Source organism: Leucobacter rhizosphaerae (assembly GCF_022919175.1).
Lineage (GTDB): Bacteria > Actinomycetota > Actinomycetes > Actinomycetales > Microbacteriaceae > Leucobacter > Leucobacter rhizosphaerae.
In genome coordinates this window covers 739,900-756,486 of record NZ_CP095043.1, presented here as the reverse complement: position 1 = coordinate 756,486, position 16,587 = coordinate 739,900, and the positions used below count along the sequence as shown (strand labels likewise).

General features: G+C 68.1%; 15 protein-coding genes. 11 read left to right on the top strand and 4 right to left on the bottom strand.

All coding sequences use genetic code 11. The annotated features are described in order from the left end of the window. Window position 1: 1 nt before the first annotated feature. Complete coding sequence (locus MUN76_RS03495; RefSeq protein WP_244687187.1) at window positions 2–442, bottom strand: hotdog fold thioesterase; 441 nt, start codon at window positions 440–442, stop codon at window positions 2–4. Window positions 443–523: 81 nt separating this feature from the next. On the opposite strand from MUN76_RS03495, the gene polA reads away from it, so the two are divergent. Then, window positions 524–3,145 (top strand): DNA polymerase I, encoded by a 2,622-nt coding sequence (polA, locus tag MUN76_RS03490; RefSeq protein ID WP_244688645.1) that lies wholly within the window; start codon window positions 524–526, stop codon window positions 3,143–3,145. After that, complete coding sequence (locus tag MUN76_RS03485) at window positions 3,145–3,726, top strand: GNAT family N-acetyltransferase (RefSeq protein WP_244687185.1); 582 nt, start codon at window positions 3,145–3,147, stop codon at window positions 3,724–3,726. Before polA ends, MUN76_RS03485 begins: the two co-directional genes overlap by 1 nt. 66 nt (window positions 3,727–3,792) lie before the next feature. On the opposite strand, the gene MUN76_RS03480 is transcribed toward MUN76_RS03485, so the two are convergent. Further along, window positions 3,793–5,154 carry an HNH endonuclease signature motif containing protein gene (locus MUN76_RS03480; protein ID WP_244687184.1) on the bottom strand — a complete coding sequence of 454 codons (1,362 nt, stop codon included), beginning with the start codon at window positions 5,152–5,154 and terminating at the stop codon, window positions 3,793–3,795. 332 nt (window positions 5,155–5,486) lie between these two features. Between MUN76_RS03480 and rpsA the strand changes: the two genes are divergently transcribed. Continuing rightward, the gene (gene rpsA, locus MUN76_RS03475) at window positions 5,487–6,941 is read left to right on the top strand and encodes a 30S ribosomal protein S1 (RefSeq protein WP_244687182.1); all 1,455 of its coding nucleotides are present in this window, start codon (window positions 5,487–5,489) and stop codon (window positions 6,939–6,941) included. 147 nt (window positions 6,942–7,088) lie between these two features. Here rpsA and MUN76_RS03470 read toward each other — a convergent pair whose 3' ends face one another. Then, the gene (locus tag MUN76_RS03470) at window positions 7,089–7,685 is read right to left on the bottom strand and encodes a DUF4126 domain-containing protein (protein ID WP_244687180.1); all 597 of its coding nucleotides are present in this window, start codon (window positions 7,683–7,685) and stop codon (window positions 7,089–7,091) included. A 58-nt stretch (window positions 7,686–7,743) separates the two neighbouring features. On the opposite strand from MUN76_RS03470, the gene coaE reads away from it, so the two are divergent. Further along, the gene (gene coaE, locus MUN76_RS03465) at window positions 7,744–8,358 is read left to right on the top strand and encodes a dephospho-CoA kinase (RefSeq protein WP_244687178.1); all 615 of its coding nucleotides are present in this window, start codon (window positions 7,744–7,746) and stop codon (window positions 8,356–8,358) included. A gap of 4 nt (window positions 8,359–8,362) precedes the next feature. Here coaE and MUN76_RS03460 read toward each other — a convergent pair whose 3' ends face one another. Further along, window positions 8,363–8,974, bottom strand: coding sequence for a vitamin K epoxide reductase family protein (locus MUN76_RS03460; RefSeq protein ID WP_244687176.1), 612 nt, complete (start codon window positions 8,972–8,974; stop codon window positions 8,363–8,365). A gap of 288 nt (window positions 8,975–9,262) precedes the next feature. Here MUN76_RS03460 and MUN76_RS03455 point away from each other — a divergent pair, with 288 nt between their 5' ends. From MUN76_RS03455 to MUN76_RS03425, 7 genes are all read left to right on the top strand, one after another. Next, on the top strand, window positions 9,263–11,836 hold the full coding sequence (locus tag MUN76_RS03455; protein ID WP_429953103.1) for an Rne/Rng family ribonuclease: 2,574 nt from the start codon (window positions 9,263–9,265) through the stop codon (window positions 11,834–11,836). Between the two features lie 155 nt (window positions 11,837–11,991). Beyond that, entirely contained in the window at window positions 11,992–12,300 is a 309-nt protein-coding gene (gene rplU / locus MUN76_RS03450; protein ID WP_244687172.1) for a 50S ribosomal protein L21, read from the top strand. Between the two features lie 38 nt (window positions 12,301–12,338). Continuing rightward, window positions 12,339–12,593, top strand: a complete 255-nt coding sequence (rpmA, locus tag MUN76_RS03445) for a 50S ribosomal protein L27 (RefSeq protein WP_166323445.1) — start codon at window positions 12,339–12,341, stop codon at window positions 12,591–12,593. 161 nt (window positions 12,594–12,754) lie between these two features. Further along, the gene (gene obgE, locus MUN76_RS03440) at window positions 12,755–14,260 is read left to right on the top strand and encodes a GTPase ObgE (RefSeq protein ID WP_244687170.1); all 1,506 of its coding nucleotides are present in this window, start codon (window positions 12,755–12,757) and stop codon (window positions 14,258–14,260) included. Continuing rightward, on the top strand, window positions 14,257–15,045 hold the full coding sequence (proB, locus tag MUN76_RS03435) for a glutamate 5-kinase (RefSeq protein ID WP_244687168.1): 789 nt from the start codon (window positions 14,257–14,259) through the stop codon (window positions 15,043–15,045). Before obgE ends, proB begins: the two co-directional genes overlap by 4 nt. 4 nt (window positions 15,046–15,049) lie before the next feature. Next, window positions 15,050–16,303: a glutamate-5-semialdehyde dehydrogenase gene (locus MUN76_RS03430; RefSeq protein ID WP_244687166.1), complete on the top strand. Its 1,254-nt coding sequence runs from the start codon at window positions 15,050–15,052 to the stop codon at window positions 16,301–16,303. A 57-nt stretch (window positions 16,304–16,360) separates the two neighbouring features. Continuing rightward, window positions 16,361–16,573, top strand: coding sequence for a hypothetical protein (locus MUN76_RS03425; protein WP_244687164.1), 213 nt, complete (start codon window positions 16,361–16,363; stop codon window positions 16,571–16,573). Window positions 16,574–16,587 lie beyond the last annotated feature (14 nt).

Here is a 16,587-nt window from a genome sequence, read left to right as displayed (position 1 = left end):
GCTACGTGCTCAGTCGCTTGAAGTAGTTGGTGATGCGCACGGTGGAGCACCGCCGACCCCGCTCGTCGGTCACGACGATCTCGTGCACGGCGAGGGTGCGACCGAGGCTGATCGGCACGCACACGCCGGTGACGAGACCGGTCGTCGCCGATCCCGTGTGCGTCGCGTTGATGTCGACGCCGACGGCCACGAACCCCTCCGGCGCGTGGAAGTTCGCGTGCATGGATCCGAGCGACTCGCCGAGCACCACGTAGGCGCCGCCGTGCAGCAGATTGATCGGCTGAGTGTTGCCCTCGACCGGCATCGTGGCGACGCCGCGCTCCGCCGTGAACTCGGTGACGACGATCCCCATGCGATCGGCCAGCGCCCCCAATCCGCGCTCCGCGATGAAGTCCATGCCGGATGTGTCTGCGGGGGCGGTCGAGCGGGCCTGATCGGTCATCGTGGTTCAGATCTTTCTGGGTCGGTCGGGGCCCGCGGCTTGTAGGCTGGGCGTGTGTCGAATACGCCTCAGCCTACCCTCATGATCATCGACGGCCACTCGCTGGCCTTCCGGGCCTTCTACGCGCTGCCCGTGGACAGTTTCCAGACGCAGACGGGTCAGCACACCAACGCCATCCACGGCTTCATCGCCATGCTCATCAACCTCTTGAGCAACGAGTCCCCCGACGCGCTCGCGGTCGCCTTCGACATCTCCCGGCACTCGTTCCGCACCGAGGAGTACCCGGAGTACAAGGGCACGCGCGGCGAGACCCCGCCCGAGTTCAAGGGGCAGATCCCGCTGCTGCAGGAGGCGCTGCACGCGATGGGGATCCGCACCATCGAGAAGGAGAACTTCGAGGCCGACGACATCCTGGCGACGCTCGCGACCGAGGGCGGCGCGGCAGGATACCGCGTGCTGGTCGTCAGCGGCGACCGCGACACGATCCAGCTCGTCGACGACAACATCACCCTGCTCTACCCGTCGAAGCAGGGTGTGAGCGAACTCACCCGCTACGACGCCGACAAGGTCATGGAGCGCTATGGGATCCGCCCCGAGCAGTACCCCGAGATCGCGGCACTGGTGGGGGAGACGAGCGACAATCTGCCCGGCATCCCGAAGGTCGGCGAGAAGACCGCGGTGAAGTGGATCACTCAGTTCGGGTCGCTCGAGGAGATCCTGCGGCGTCAGGACGAGATCGGCGGCAAGGTGGGCGAGAGCCTGCGCGAGAACGCGCACCTCGCGGTCCGCAACCGCAAGCTCAACCGCCTGGTGCGGGACGTGGAGCTCGACCTCGAGCTGGACCAGCTGAAGCGCGGCGAGATCGACCTCGCGGCCGTGCAGCAGGTGTTCGCGAAGCTCGAGTTCCGCACGCTGCTGCAGCGGGTCGCGAAGCTCGCGGGAGCAGAGGTGCCCCAGGGCGGCGCCACGACCGCCGTGCCGCTCGCGCCGGAGAAGCCCGAGGCGAAGAACCTCATCGACGAGGAACTCGGGGACTGGCTGGGCAAGATCGATGAGCCCGCGGTGCTGATCCGCGAGGTCGGTACCGGGTACGAGGTCGGGATCGCCACGGCATCCTCCTCCGTGCTGTTCCAGTGGATCGTCGGCGGTCGGGACTACGCCCAGTTCGAGGAGTGGCTCGCGTCAGACGCACCGAAGATCTTCTTCGATGCCAAGCAGCAGATCCGGCTCGCGACCGCGGCCGGCGTGCGGATCGGCGGCATCACCGGCGACGTGCTCGTCGCCTGCTGGCTGATCCGGCCCTCGACCGCCGAGAAGAGCATCGCGGAGGCGGCGTTCCGCTATCTCGGCGAGGAGGTGCCCGAGGGGGATCCGAATCAGCTCGTCCCTGACGAGGGCAGCGTCGCCGATATCGCGACACTCGCCTGGTACACCGTTCGGACGCACACGGCGGCGGTCGAGCGGTTCGCATCGCGCACGGGGGACATCTACCGCGACATCGAGATCCCGCTCGTCCCGGTGCTGGCAGCGCTCGAGCACCGGGGGGTCCAGATCGACCTCCCGCTGCTGCAGGCCCACGACGCCGAGCTCAAGGCCCGGGTGCTGGATCTCGAGCAGCAGGCGTTCGCGGCGATCGATCGCGAGGTGAACCTCTCCTCGCCGAAGCAGCTGCAGGAGGTGCTCTTCGAGCAGCTCGACATGCCGAAGACGCGCAAGACGAAGAGCGGCTACACGACCGACGCCGCGGCGCTCGCGGAGCTCCAGGTGAAGAAGCCGCACCCGTTCCTCGACGCGCTCCTCGCGCACCGCGACGCGAACAAGCTCCGCCAGATGGTCGAAACGCTCATCAAGGCGGTGCAGGACGACGGTCGGGTGCACACCACCTTCGTGCAGACCGGTTCGAGCACCGGGCGCCTCGCGTCGACGGATCCGAACCTGCAGAACATCCCGGTCCGCTCCGAGGAGGGGCGTCGGATCCGCGAGGCGTTCAACCACGCGCCCGAGTTCGAGACGCTGATGACCGCGGACTACTCGCAGATCGAGATGCGGATCATGGCGCACCTCTCCGGTGACACCGGACTCATCGAGGCCTTCAACCAGGGTGAGGACCTGCACCGCTTCGTCGGTGCGCGGATCTTCGGGGTCACCCCCGACGAGGTCACGAACGAGATGCGCTCGAAGGTCAAGGCCATGTCGTACGGGCTCGCCTACGGCCTGTCCGCGTTCGGGCTCTCCAAGCAGCTCGGGATCACCGGCGCCGAGGCGAAGCAGCTCATGACGGACTACTTCGAGCGGTTCGGCGGGGTGCGGGACTACCTGCGATCCGTGGTGGATCAGGCGAAGCGCGACACGTTCACCGAGACGATCTTCGGTCGACGTCGTCCGTTCCCGGATCTCGCCAGCCCGAACCGGATCCTGCGCGAGAACGCCGAGCGGGCAGCGCTGAACGCCCCGATCCAGGGCTCCGCGGCCGACATCATCAAGTTCGCGATGATCGGCGTGGAGCGGCGGATGCGCGAAGCGGACATGGCGTCTCGGATGCTGCTGCAGATTCATGATGAGCTCATGTTCGAGGTCGCGACCGGCGAGTGGGACGCGCTCGAGGCGATCGTGCGCGAGGAGATGGCGGGCGCCGCAGATCTCACGGTGCCGCTCGAGGTGCAGGTCGGACGCGGCGCGAACTGGAACGCCGCGGCGCACTAGTGGGGCGACGCGCGGATCGCGACGCCATCGCGGTCGTCCCCTGGGACCGTCGGAGTGCGTCGCAGCGCTCTGAACTCGCCGCGCTGCTGGCGGCGTATCACCTGCAGACGGAGTCCGAGAAGGGGACTTCTGTCGTTTCGATCGAGCACCTGCCCGTTCGGTACGCCGCGGAGGTGACCGGCCCCCAGCACGTGTTCGTCGATGACGTGGTGCTGATCGCGCGGGTTCGGGATCCTGACGTGAATCAGGATCGTGAGCTGGCTCGGGATCTTGATCGGTCTCAGGATCTTGAACGCGCCCAGGATCTCGCGGTGGGTTGTCTCGTCATCACCTCGCGGGGCGCCGGAGTGCTCGAGCTCAGGCGGCTCTGGACGGACCCGGCGCACCGCGGACTCGGCGTCGCATCCGCACTTCTCGAGGCGGCGCACGCGCACGCGGCGCGGGTGGGAGCGTCATCACTGCGGCTCTCGGTGTGGGACTGGCGCACCGACGCGATCGGCCTGTACGAAAGGCTCGGCTACACCGGCGTCGATCCGTGGGACGATCGAGATCGGCTGTGCTGCTTGGAGCGAGCGCTCTAAAAGGCGGGCGCCGTGGAGAGCGGGCGCAAGTGCCAGTGCTCATGGCCAGGATTCGCTCGGGGCGCGTCACCCTGGCGGCCCTGCTCCTCCCGATGTGGCGCGGCCCGTCGTGCTCCGGAACCTGACCGTGCTGGGTGCTCGCTCGGGGTATGCGGTGCCAGCGGGGCTGGTCCAGGTGAGGGTGCCGTGTCGGGTTTGGGTGACGGTCCACCGGCTGTGGTGCTTCAGGGTGTGGTGTCTGCGGCAGAGGTGTGCGAGGTTGGTGCTGGTGGTGGGTCCGCCGTGTGCGGCGTCGACCGTGTGGTCGATGTCGCAGTGTGCGGTGGGGGTGTGGCAGCCGGGGAAGCGGCAGTGGAGGTCTCGTGCTCGGAGGAACTGTCTGAGTTTCGTGTTGGGTCGGTAGGTGTCGACGGAGAGCACGGTGCCGGTGTCGGGATCCACCTTCACTTCTTCCCAGTGGGTGGCGTTGCCGGCGAGGTGTCTCGCGGTGTCGGTGTCGATGGGCCCGTATCCGGCGAGGGTGGCCGGCGGGGTGCCTGTTGCTCGGTGACCGCCGGACTTGGTGCCCGGGGGTGAGGGTTCATCTTCGCCCGTGACCCTTTCCTTCGGCACGATGACCTGGATCCGTGCCTGGATGCCCGTGATGCCGGTGAGGCCGCTGGTGGCGGCGTGGTTGGGGTCGCTGGCGAGGAGCATATCCGTGAATAAATCAGCGCGGATCTGGTCCATGGAGCGGACCGCGGGCACCACATCCTCACCACTCGAGCCAGAAGCGCCTTGTTCGTCGGCCCGTGCCTGTTCGTGCTGTTTCACGGCACGGGCCATCTGGGTGAGTCGGTCCTTGATGCCGGAGGCGTACACCGCGGGAAGGGTGGCGGTGAGGTCGGCCATGCCGTCGCCGAGTTCGATCACGCGCACCATGCGGCAGGCGCGGGCTTCGGTGTGTCGGTCGTCGAGGGTGCGGTCTGCGAATCGTTCCGCGAACTCACGAGCGACCGGCCGCAACCGGCCCACCGTCGTGGTCTCCGCGACCTCGAGCACCGCGGCCGCGTATCCGGCACGGGACTGAGGATCGGTGAGGATGCTTCCGGCGTCAGCGATCACCGTGGCGTGGGCCTGGGAGATGCGTCCGGCTGTGAGTGCAGCCATGACCGTGGGGTAGTGCTCGACGAGGGTGCGTGCCCGGCTGATCCGGCCCGCCATGGTCCGGTCCGATTCGTGCACGGCGGCCGCGAACTCCGCCGCGACCGCACGATGCTCGAACTCCCCATGATCCGTGTGCCCATCCCGCGCCGCAACCAGGGCAGCGAGCTCGTCACCCAAAACGAGCAGCGCGGCCTCGGCGGCGTGGAGGGTGTTGATCTGGGCGCGGATCTTCACGAGCGACTCGGCCATGATCGCGTACGCCGGCGCGGCAAGATCCGCCATCAAGCCCGCCGCAGCAGACTCGCTAGCACCTTCACGCGCCGATCGCGCACCGGAGACCTCCGGGGGATCCGGTGCGAGAGTGCCAGTGCTGGCGGGCATGAATCGAGTCAATCACCCACCACCGACATTCACGCCCAGCACGGCTCGGCCGGCCCGGAACCCCGCGCGACCCGCATTTTCGGCTTGATTTCGGGCGTGTCGCCTGGATAGACTGGAGCGTCACATCTGTGGCGACTCAACTATGTCCACGTGTGGGCGACTCGCGGGCCCCGGCCCGGCCGAACATCGGCGCGCACGCACCTGATTTTTTGTCCATTCTGGAGACCAATTACATGACGAACGCAACGACCGAACGCAAGCAGGTTGCGGTTAACGACATCGGCTCGGCCGATGACTTCCTTGCAGCGGTCGAAAAGACCATTAAGTCCTTCAACGACGGAGACCTCATCGAGGGCACCGTCGTGAAGATTGACCGCGACGAGGTCCTCCTCGACGTCGGGTTCAAGACTGAGGGTGTCATCCCCTCGCGCGAGCTGTCCATCAAGCACGACGTCGACCCCGATGAGGTCGTCAAGGTCGGCGACTCGGTCGAGGCACTCGTGCTCCAGAAAGAGGACAAAGAGGGTCGCCTGATCCTGTCCAAGAAGCGCGCACAGTACGAGCGCGCCTGGGGCGATGTGGAGAAGATCAAGGAGAACGAGGGCGTCGTCACCGGCACCGTCATCGAGGTCGTCAAGGGTGGCCTCATCGTTGACATCGGACTCCGCGGCTTCCTCCCCGCTTCGCTCATCGAGCTGCGCCGCGTGCGCGATCTCACCCCGTACCTGGGTCAGGAGATCGAGGCCAAGATCCTCGAGCTCGACAAGAACCGCAACAACGTGGTGCTCTCGCGCCGCGCGCTGCTCGAGGAGACGCAGTCCGCGACGCGTTCCTCCTTCCTCGCCGAGCTCAAGCCCGGCCAGGTGCGCAAGGGTGTCATCTCCTCGATCGTCAACTTCGGTGCGTTCGTGGACCTGGGCGGCGTGGACGGCCTCGTGCACGTCTCCGAGCTCAGCTGGAAGCACATCGAGCACGCCTCCGACGTCGTCGAGGTCGGCCAGGAAGTCACCGTCGAGGTGCTCTCGGTCGAGCTGGATCGCGAGCGCGTCTCGCTCTCGCTGAAGGCGACCCAGGAGGATCCGTGGCAGGTCTTCGCACGCACCCACGCGATCGGCCAGATCGCCCCGGGTGTTGTCACGAAGCTCGTCCCCTTCGGTGCGTTCGTGCGCGTCGCGGACGGCATCGAGGGCCTCGTGCACATCTCCGAGCTGTCGGGTCAGCACGTCGAGCTCGCTGAGCAGGTCGTGTCGGCCGGCCAGGAGGTCTTCGTCAAGATCATCGACATCGATCTCGAGCGTCGCCGCATCTCGCTGAGCCTCAAGCAGGCCAACGAGGGTGTCGATCCCGAGGGCACCGAGTTCGATCCGGCGCTCTACGGTATGACCACCGAGTACGACGAGAACGGTGAGTACAAGTACCCCGAGGGCTTCGACCCCGAGACGCAGGAGTGGAAGGAAGGCTTCGAGTCTCAGCGCGAGAAGTGGGAGCTGGAGTACGCAGCTGCCCAGGAGCGCTGGGAGGCGCACAAGAAGCAGGTCGCTGCTTCTGCCGCCGAGATCGCTGCCGCTCCGGCTTCGGACGCTCCGGCGTCGGGCTCGTCCAGCTTCTCGAGCGACTCCGCGTCCACCGGCGCACTCGCCGACGACGAGGCGCTTGCAGCGCTGAAGGCGCAGCTCGAGGGTAACTAACCCGTTCGGACCGAAGGCCCGGCTCACGCGATCACTCGCGTGGAGCCGGGCCTTCGGCGTTGTCACGGATGCACTGATCGATAGGGTCGCGCTCGGGATCGTGCAGCGGCGTACACGGTTGCACTGTCCGCTCCGCGGCTCGGGATCTTAGGAGAGTTGCTGGGCCCGGCGCTCGGCCAGCGCACGCCGGAGCCGCCGGACGAGCAGCACCACCACGAGGATCAGGAGCAGCAGCGCGATCACCGGTACGATCACGGCGAGCACCGTGAGGAGCGCGGCCCCCAGATCTTCGAACGCACTGACCACCACCGCGCCGGCGCCGGCCGTGAGGACATTGAGGATCGGGCGGGCCACCGCCTTCAAGACGTGCGGAATGAGAGCGATGACGATCCCGAGCATGAACGGCCAGAACTGCGCCGACGAGATGAGTGCCGAGGGATCCTCGACGGCCACCGTGCTGCTCGCCGACCCGGCCGCGAAGACCATCCCGCCCGACGCCGGTCGCACGACCGTCTGCACCACATCGTTCACGCTGTCGAGCGCCGGCACCTTGTCGACGAGAATTTCCAGTGCGAGCAGCGCCCCGACGGTCCAGAGCGCCCAGTCGTGCTCGAGCCACAGCCAACCCGTCGGAAGCTCCATGATGTCGGTGAAGCGCGACAGCAGGCCGAGCCCGAGGAGCGGGATATAGGCGTTCAGGCCCGCGGCTGCGGCGAGTGTGACGCCGGTGATGAGTTCGAGCATGCCGCAACCTCCCATGCCCTAGCATAGAGCGCGCGGTGACTGCGAAGGAGTGACACGGATGACCCTGATCGGACTGACGGGCGGGATCGCCTCGGGTAAATCGACGATCGGCGCGCGACTCGGCGCGCTCGGTGCGGTGCGCATCGACGCGGATCAATTGGCCCGGGACGCGGTCGCCCCGGGGTCTCCGGGGCTCGGTCGCGTTGCAGAACGCTTCGGCGACACGGTTCTCCTGCCGGACGGGGGTCTCGATCGCGCCGCGCTCGGTGCGACGGTGTTCGCCGATGCCGCCGCGCTCGCTAATCTCAACGCGATCGTGCACCCCGAGGTGCGCAGGCTCTCGGAACTCCGGATCGCCGAAGCGCGCGCTGCAGATCCCGACGCGGTGATCGTCTACGAGATCCCGCTGCTGGTCGAGACCGACCGGCAGGGGGAGTGGGATCTCGTCGTGGTCGCCGACGCGCCCGCCGAGCAACGGATCGAGCGTATGGTGCGACTGCGCGGGATGTCCGAGGAGGATGCTCGTCGTCGGGTCGCCAATCAGGCGAGCGACGCCGAGCGCCGCGCCGTGGCCGACGTCATCATCGACACGTCGGGGACGCAGGCGGAGACCGAGGCGCAGGTCGACGCGCTCTGGGATCGAGTGTCCCGGAGGGCCTCGGCTCGCGGCTGAGGAATTACGCCCGCGAGAACTCCGCGAGCCAGTTCAGCTGCAGCTGGGCCGTGAACGCGATGATGACGTAGCAGACGAGCACGATCACCCACGCCCACGACAGCAGGCGCTGGAAGAGTCGCTGCGTCGACGCCGACACGGGGATGTCACCCGACGCGTACGGGCGGAAGAGGGTGCCCCACCACAGCGGGATCATCACGAGCCAGACGACCATGCACCACGGGCAGAGCGTGCCGAGCGAGAAGATGCTCTGGTAGGCGAGCCAGCAGATGAGCGCGAAGCCGCCGAGCATGCCGAGCTGGTAGACCCGCCAGAACCAGGGGGCGAAAGTGGCCCCGGCGAGCAGCGCGACCCCGACCAGGATCGGGGCCATGAACGCCGCGACGCCGATGATCGTGTTGCTGAAGCCGAAGAGCGATCCCTGCCACGATCCCATGTTCGGTCCGCAGGTCACGAGCACACTGACCGCGCAGTTCGGAATGTAGTCCGGGTTGTTCAGTGTTTTGATGTACTCGGTGATGAGCTCGAACGACGCGAACCAGCCGATGGCACCGGCGATGATCGAAAAGACGGCAAAGGCAACGGGCCGCGATTGGGCGCGGGGTGCGAGGGTCATATCGTGATCATAACGATGCCTGCTGCGTGTTCGGTCTGTGCCATGACATAATGACTACGGTGCAGTGTGCCGAGAAGGCCCGTTGCACGCACAGTCTTTTGACCGCCGAAAGGCGATCACCGGTCGAAGAACGACCGAGTGCGGATGCCCGGCATCCGCGGAGAACAGGATTTGCGGGAGGCCCCGCACGAATAGGTTCCCGAGGCGACCACGAGTCGCACGGGTCAGAGGAGAACACCAGAAATGGTGAATGACGAGCACAATGAATCATCCGTAGCAGGTGAGGTCGTGCCCACCGCGACCGGAACCGAATCGCACCGGACCGAGGATCCTTCGCTCGACGCGGCTGCGCCGGTCGACGCGTCCGAGGCGCCCAGCACCGCGGCGGATCCCGAGCCCGAGGCGCCCAGCACCGCGGCGGATCCCGAGCCCGCGGTGGTTCAGGAGTCCGCGGCCGATCCCGAGCCCGCGGTGGGTCCCGAGTCCTCGGCGGAGCCCGAGCCCGCACCTGAAGAGGCCGCGCCCGAGCAGCCCGCACCCGAGCCGGTCAAGCTGGTGCTGCCGCTCGCCGAGATGACGCCGGAGGAGCGCTTCCGCGCGACCACGCGTCTCATCTTCCTCGCCCCCGACGTGCCGCCGATCCAGCCCCGCCCGCGCCGCGGAGACCTCAGCCGGCTCGACGACCTCCTCGACCAGCGATTCACCCGCGAGGACGAGCGCGACGAGCGCGATTCCCGGGACGATCGCGAGTCCGACCGCGGCCAGCGCCGTCAGCGCCGCCGCTCGGGCGGTGACTCGGGCCAGTCCGACGACGAGCCGCCGCGCCGCGCCCAGCGCAGCGCTCCGGTGATCACCGAGCCGCAGAAGGTCAAGGGATCGACGCGGCTCGAGGCGAAGAAGCAGCGCCGTCGCGACGGGCGTGATGCCGGCCGCCGGCGGATGGTCATCACCGAGTCCGAGTTCCTGGCTCGCCGCGAGTCCGTCGACCGCGAGATGATCGTGCGCACGACCGCCGACCGGGTGCAGATCGGGGTGCTCGAAGACAAGGTGCTCGTGGAGCACTATGTCGCGCGGTCCAGTGAGAACTCGCTGATCGGCAACGTCTACCTCGGCCGCGTGCAGAACGTGCTGCCCAGCATGGAGGCGGCGTTCGTCGACATCGGCCGCGGTCGCAACGCGGTGCTCTACTCCGGCGAGGTCGACTGGTCGGAGTTCGAGGGCGGCAACGCCGCACGCAAGATCGAGAACGCGCTGAAGCCCGGTGACCAGGTGCTCGTGCAGGTCACCAAGGACCCGGTCGGCCACAAGGGCGCCCGCCTCACCAGCCAGATCTCGCTGCCCGGCCGCTACCTCGTCTACGTTCCCGGCGGCGCCATGAACGGGATCTCGCGGAAGCTGCCCGATACGGAGCGCGCGCGACTGAAGAAGATCCTCAAGGAGGTGCTCCCGAGCGGCGCCGGCGTGATCGTCCGCACCGCCGCCGAGGGAGCGAGCGAGGAGCAGCTCACCCACGACGTGCAGCGGCTCACCCGCCAGTGGGAATCGATCCAGAAGCGCGTCGCGAAGGGCGGGGGACCGGTGCTGCTGCACTCGGAGCCCGACATGCTCATCAAGATCATCCGCGACGTCTTCAACGAGGACTTCCATCGCCTGCTCATCTCGGGCAGCGAGACCTACACGGTGATCGAGGACTACCTGTCTCAGGTGGCCCCGGATCTCCTGCAGCGGGTCGAGCGCTTCGACGGCGAGCGGGACATCTTCGACGAGCACCGCATCACGGAGCAGATCGCGAAGGCGCTGGATCGTAAGGTCTGGCTGCCCTCCGGCGGCTCGCTCGTGATCGACCGCACCGAGGCGATGACCGTGGTCGACGTGAACACGGGCAAGTTCGTGGGCTCCGGGGGCAACCTCGAGGAGACCGTCACGATGAACAACCTCGAGGCCGCGGAAGAGATCGTTCGGCAGCTGCGGCTCCGCGACATCGGCGGCATCATCGTGGTCGACTTCATCGACATGGTGCTCGAGTCGAACCGGGATCTGGTGCTCCGTCGTATGGTCGAGTGCCTGAGCCGAGACCGCACGAAGCACCAGGTCGCCGAGGTGACCTCGCTCGGCCTCGTGCAGATGACCCGGAAGAAGCTCGGCCTCGGACTGCTCGAGTCCTTCAGCGAGCCCTGCGACGTGTGCGCGGGCCGCGGAGTGATCGTGCACCACGAGCCCGTGACGAAGCACCGCAGCGAGAGCGCCCCGCGGAGCAATGCGAAGCGCGGCAAGGGCGGGCAGCAGCCCTCCCACTCCCACGAGCCGAAGTCGCAGACGCACGCCATCACGGACGGCGCGAAGAACATGCTCGCGCAGGTCGCCGCGTCGACCATCCAGTCGGGCAAGGCGCACGATGCCGCTGAGGCTCCTACGGCGGGATCCGGCGACGACGTCGCGGCGTCCCAGCGTGCGGAGCACGAGCGCGCCGAGCCGAGCGAGCGTGCGCCGCGCGCGGAGCGCGGCCAGCGGAGCGATCGCGGTGACCGATCCGGTGCCGAGCGCCCGGATCGCGCGGACCGCTCCGGAGCCGAGCGCCCGAACCGCGACTCCGCGGCTCAGGCGACGGGACGCGTGCAGCAGCGGCGCGGCCGCGACACCGAGACATCGACCGCGGCCTCGCCGGCGGCCGACCTGCTCGGGTCCGTGCTGGACGCGCTGCCGGACGCCCCGCCCGCGGGCAGCGGGCGATCCCGCAACCGGCGGGTGTCCACGGCGACGCTCAAGGGTGGGGTCGATCAGCACTCCGAGGCGGCGCAAGCGGCCCAGCAGTCGCTGCTCGACGCACTGAACGCGACCACCGAGCAGCGCTCGGCGGAGTGAGCGCGACACGCGCTCGGCAGCATTTGACCATCATCGGTGCTGTGCGATATTATTGAGTGTTGGCGCCTCCTTTCGGGGTGGCACAAGACTCAGACTTCGAACGCGACCCGGTCGCGGTTCGACACGTACGACAATCCTCAAGAAAAGGGTGACAAGTGGTTTACGCAGTAGTGCGCACAAGCGGCCGGCAGGAGAAGGTCGAGGTTGGCTCGATCATCACCGTCAACCGTGTAGCGGGTGACTCCAAGGGCAAGCTCCAGCTTCCCGCCGTCCTGCTCGTCGACGGTGACAAGGTGACCACCGACGCTGCTGCGCTCGCCAAGGTGAAGGTCACCGCCGAGGTCCTCGAGGATCTCCGCGGCCCGAAGATCGTCATCCAGCGATACAAGAACAAGACCGGTTACAAGAGCCGCCAGGGGCACCGTCAGGATCTGACGCGCCTCAAGGTCACCGGCATCAAGTAGCCTCCGGCTTTCAGATTCGACTAAGGAGTTAGAGACTCATGGCACATAAGAAGGGCGCGAGCTCGACCCGCAACGGTCGCGACTCGAACGCACAGCGTCTGGGCGTCAAGCGTTTCGGCGGTCAGCAGGTCAACGCCGGCGAGATCATCGTTCGCCAGCGCGGCACTCACTTCCACCCCGGCGTCAACGTCGGCCGTGGCGGCGACGACACCCTGTTCGCTCTCGCAGCGGGCGCGGTCGAGTTCGGCGCGAAGGGTGGCCGCAAGGTCGTCAACATCGTAGCTGCCGCGTAACACCGGCAGTCACAGGCGAGGCGGGCTTCGGCTCGCCTTTTGCCGTATGTAGGGGTGGTTCACCGACCGAAGCGGAGCCCGTCTCCGCGCGGTGCGACCACCGGGGGTCGGTCAGACCCCAGGTTCGTGCCAGGGGCGCGAGCGCGAGAGGGGTACGCAACATGGTCACATTCGTCGATCAGGTGCAGGTGCATCTGCAGGCCGGCCGCGGCGGCAACGGCTGCGTGTCGATCCGCCGCGAGAAGTTCAAGCCGCTCGCGGGTCCCGACGGCGGCGCCGGCGGGAACGGCGGCGATGTGGTGCTGATCGCGGATCCGCAGGTCACCACCCTGCTCGAGTACCACCGTCGCCCCCATCTCACCGCGGAGAACGGCGGCTACGGCGCGGGTGACTACCGTGCGGGCACCACGGCTCCCGAGTTGCTCGTCCCGGTGCCGATCGGCACCGTGGTGAAGGACGAGGCGGGCGACACTCTCATCGACCTCATGGAGCCCGGCACGCGCTTCGTCGCGGCGCACGGCGGCATGGGCGGCCTCGGCAACCTCGCGCTCGCGAGTGCCAAGCGCAAGGCTCCCGGCTTCGCCCTGCTCGGCACCGAGGGCACAAACGTCACGCTCACCCTCGAGCTCAAGACCATCGCGGACGTGGCATTCGTCGGCTACCCGTCGGCGGGCAAGTCGAGTCTCATCGCCGCCATGAGCGCGGCGAAGCCGAAGATCGCCGACTACCCGTTCACGACGCTGCACCCGAACCTCGGCGTAGTCCAGGTCGCGGAGCACCGCTTCACCGTCGCCGACGTTCCCGGCCTCATCGAGGGCGCGAGCGAGGGCAAGGGCCTCGGTCTCGACTTCCTGCGCCACGTCGAGCGCTGCAGCGCGCTGCTCCACGTGCTCGACTGCGCAACCCTCGAGCCCGGGCGCGACCCGCTGTCGGATCTCGAGGTGATCCTCGCCGAACTGCGCGCCTACCCGGTGCCGGAGGGGCAGACGCCGCTGCTCGATCGCCCGCAGGTGATCGCGCTGAACAAGATCGACGTGCCCGAGGCTCGGGAGCTCGCCGAGTTCGTGCGTCCCGATCTCGAGGCGCGCGGCTACCGCGTGTTCGAGATCTCCACGGTGTCGCACGAGGGGCTGCGCGCACTCGGCTTCGCCCTCGCCGAGCTCGTCGAGGAGGCGCGCGCCACGCAGCTCGTCGAGGCCGAGGTGCAGCCGCGGATCGTGCTGAAGCCGAAGGCCGTGAACGACGGCGGATACCGCGTGGTCACCGAGGGCGGCAGCTACGGCACCCTGTACCGGATCCTCGGTGCGAAGCCCGAGCGCTGGGTCGAGCAGACGGACTTCACGAACGATGAGGCTGTCGGGTATCTCGCCGACCGGCTCCAGAAGATCGGGATCGAGGACGCGCTCGTGAAGGCGGGCGCCGTTGCGGGCTCCACCGTGGTCATCGGCCCGGGATCCGGCGTGGTCTTCGACTGGGAGCCGACCGTCACGAGCGCCGCGGAGGTCCAGATGGGCTCGCGCGGCAGCGACCTGCGCGTCGATCAGAACGAGCGTCGCACGAACAAGGAGCGGCGCGTCACCTACACCGAGCGGATGGACGCCAAAGCCGAGGCCCGCGCCGAGCTGGAGCGCGAGCGCAAGGCAGGGATGTGGAAAGAGGAGTCGTGAGCATCGGCGAAGCACTGCTGACCGCCCGCCGGGTGGTCGTGAAGGTCGGATCCTCCTCGGTGAGCGGCGACAACGCCGCGCAGATCCCGACCCTGGTGTCCTCGCTCGCCCGGCTCCACGCCGCGGGCGCCGAGGTGATCCTCGTCTCGAGCGGCGCGATTGCCACCGGGGTGCCCTTCCTGCAGCTCGACACCCGCCCCGACGACCTCGCGACCCAGCAGGCGGCAGCGGCGGTCGGCCAGAACATTCTGGTGAACCGCTACCAGCGCGCGCTCGGCAGCCACGACATCATCGCGGGCCAGGTGCTGCTCACCGCGCACGACATGGAGAACCCGACGCACCGCGGCAACGCGAGACGCGCCATCGAACGGCTGCTCCAGCTCGGGATCCTGCCGATCATCAATGAGAACGACACCGTCGCGACCCATGAGATCCGGTTCGGCGACAACGACCGCCTCGCAGCCCTCGTCGCGCGGCTCATCGACGCCGATCGCCTGGTGCTGCTGTCGGATGTCGATGCTCTGTACACGGCGCCCCCGACCACGGTCGGGGCGACGCGGATCGCGCACGTGCCGTACGGCGACGCACTGAGCGGCATCGAGATCGGGGAGACCCAGTCGGGCTGGGGAACCGGCGGGGCTGCGACCAAGGTGCAGGCCGCGCGGCTCGCGACCGACGCCGGGGTCGCCGTACTGCTCACGGAGACGCGGCTGCTCGCGCCCGTGCTCGACGGCGCCGATCACGGTACGCGCTTCGATCCGCGCCCGGGAGACTCGCTAGACTGAGGCCATGATGAGCCCTGATCCCTTCCTCGCCAAGCTCGAGCTCGCGCGGACGGCCGCTAAGAGCTTCGCCACGATCACGACGGGGCAGAAGAACGCCGCCCTGGAGGCGATCGCCTCCGCGATCGAAGCGGGCATCGACCAGGTCGTCGCGGCGAACGCCATCGACCTCGAGCGCGGCCGCGCCAACGACATCGGCGCAGGACTGCTCGACCGACTGACCCTCGACGCCCCACGGCTGCGCGCCCTGGCGGCCGCGGTTCGCGAGGTCATCGCACTGCCGGATCCGATCGGCCAGGTGGTGCGCGGCAGCACCCTCGCCAACGGCATCACCATCAACCAGGTGCGGGTGCCGTTCGGGGTCGTGGGTGCGATCTACGAGGCGCGGCCCAACGTGACCGTGGATATCGTCGCCCTGGCGTTGAAGAGCGGCAACGGCGCCGTGCTGCGCGGGGGGAGCGCGGCGGAGCACTCCAACGCCGTGCTCGTGTCGCTCATCCAGGAGGCGATTTCGAGCGTCGGTCTCGCGGGCGACGCAGTGCAGACCATCGACGAATTCGGTCGTGAGGGCGCATCCCGCCTCATGCGTGCCCGAGGGTACGTCGACGTGCTGATCCCGCGCGGCAGTGCCGGCCTGATCTCGACGGTGGTGCAGGAGTCGACCGTGCCGGTGATCGAGACGGGCTCCGGGATCGTGCACGTGTTCGTCGACGCCACCGCCGACGAGGACATGGCCGTGGAGATCGTGACGAACGCGAAGACGCACCGGCCCAGCGTGTGCAACGCGGCCGAGACCCTGCTCGTGCACCGCGCCGCCGCGGACCGGATGCTGCCGCGACTCGCGGGCGGGCTGCTGCAGGCCGGCGTGGAGCTGCGCGGCGACGCCGCGACCCGCGCCGAGGTCGAGGGCGTGGCGGAGGCCGACGAGACGACGTGGGCGACCGAGCACCTCGCGCTCGCGATGGGGGTGCGGGTTGTGGACTCGATCGACGAGGCGATCGCGCACATCGAGCGCTATTCGACCCGGCACACGGAAGCGATCGTCACGCAGGACTACACGAACGCCGAGCGCTTCCTCGCGGAGGTCGACTCGGCGGTGGTGATGGTGAACGCCTCCACCCGGTTCACCGACGGCGGAGAGTTCGGCTTCGGCGCCGAGGTCGGCATCTCCACCCAGAAGCTGCACGCCCGTGGTCCGATGGGGCTCTCGGAGCTCACGAGCACCAAGTGGCTCGTGCGCGGCTCCGGTCAGATCCGCTAGCCGAACCCGATACACTGAATGTTGATTGTCCAATCCGTACTGAATGCAGGGGTTTCTATGTCACTTCTCGCCACGATCGCCGTCGCCGCTGAAGAGGGACACCACGTCGTCAACGAACTGCCGTTCCCGGCACCCGTGTTCGGAGTCATCGTGTTCGCCGCATTCACGGCATTCGCCATCGTCACGTTCTCGTTCCGCGATGTCGCGAACCGGCACGCCGCCAAGGCCGAGGCCTACGCTCGCGAGCACGGTGCGGATCAGCACCACTAGACGGACGCGCACCG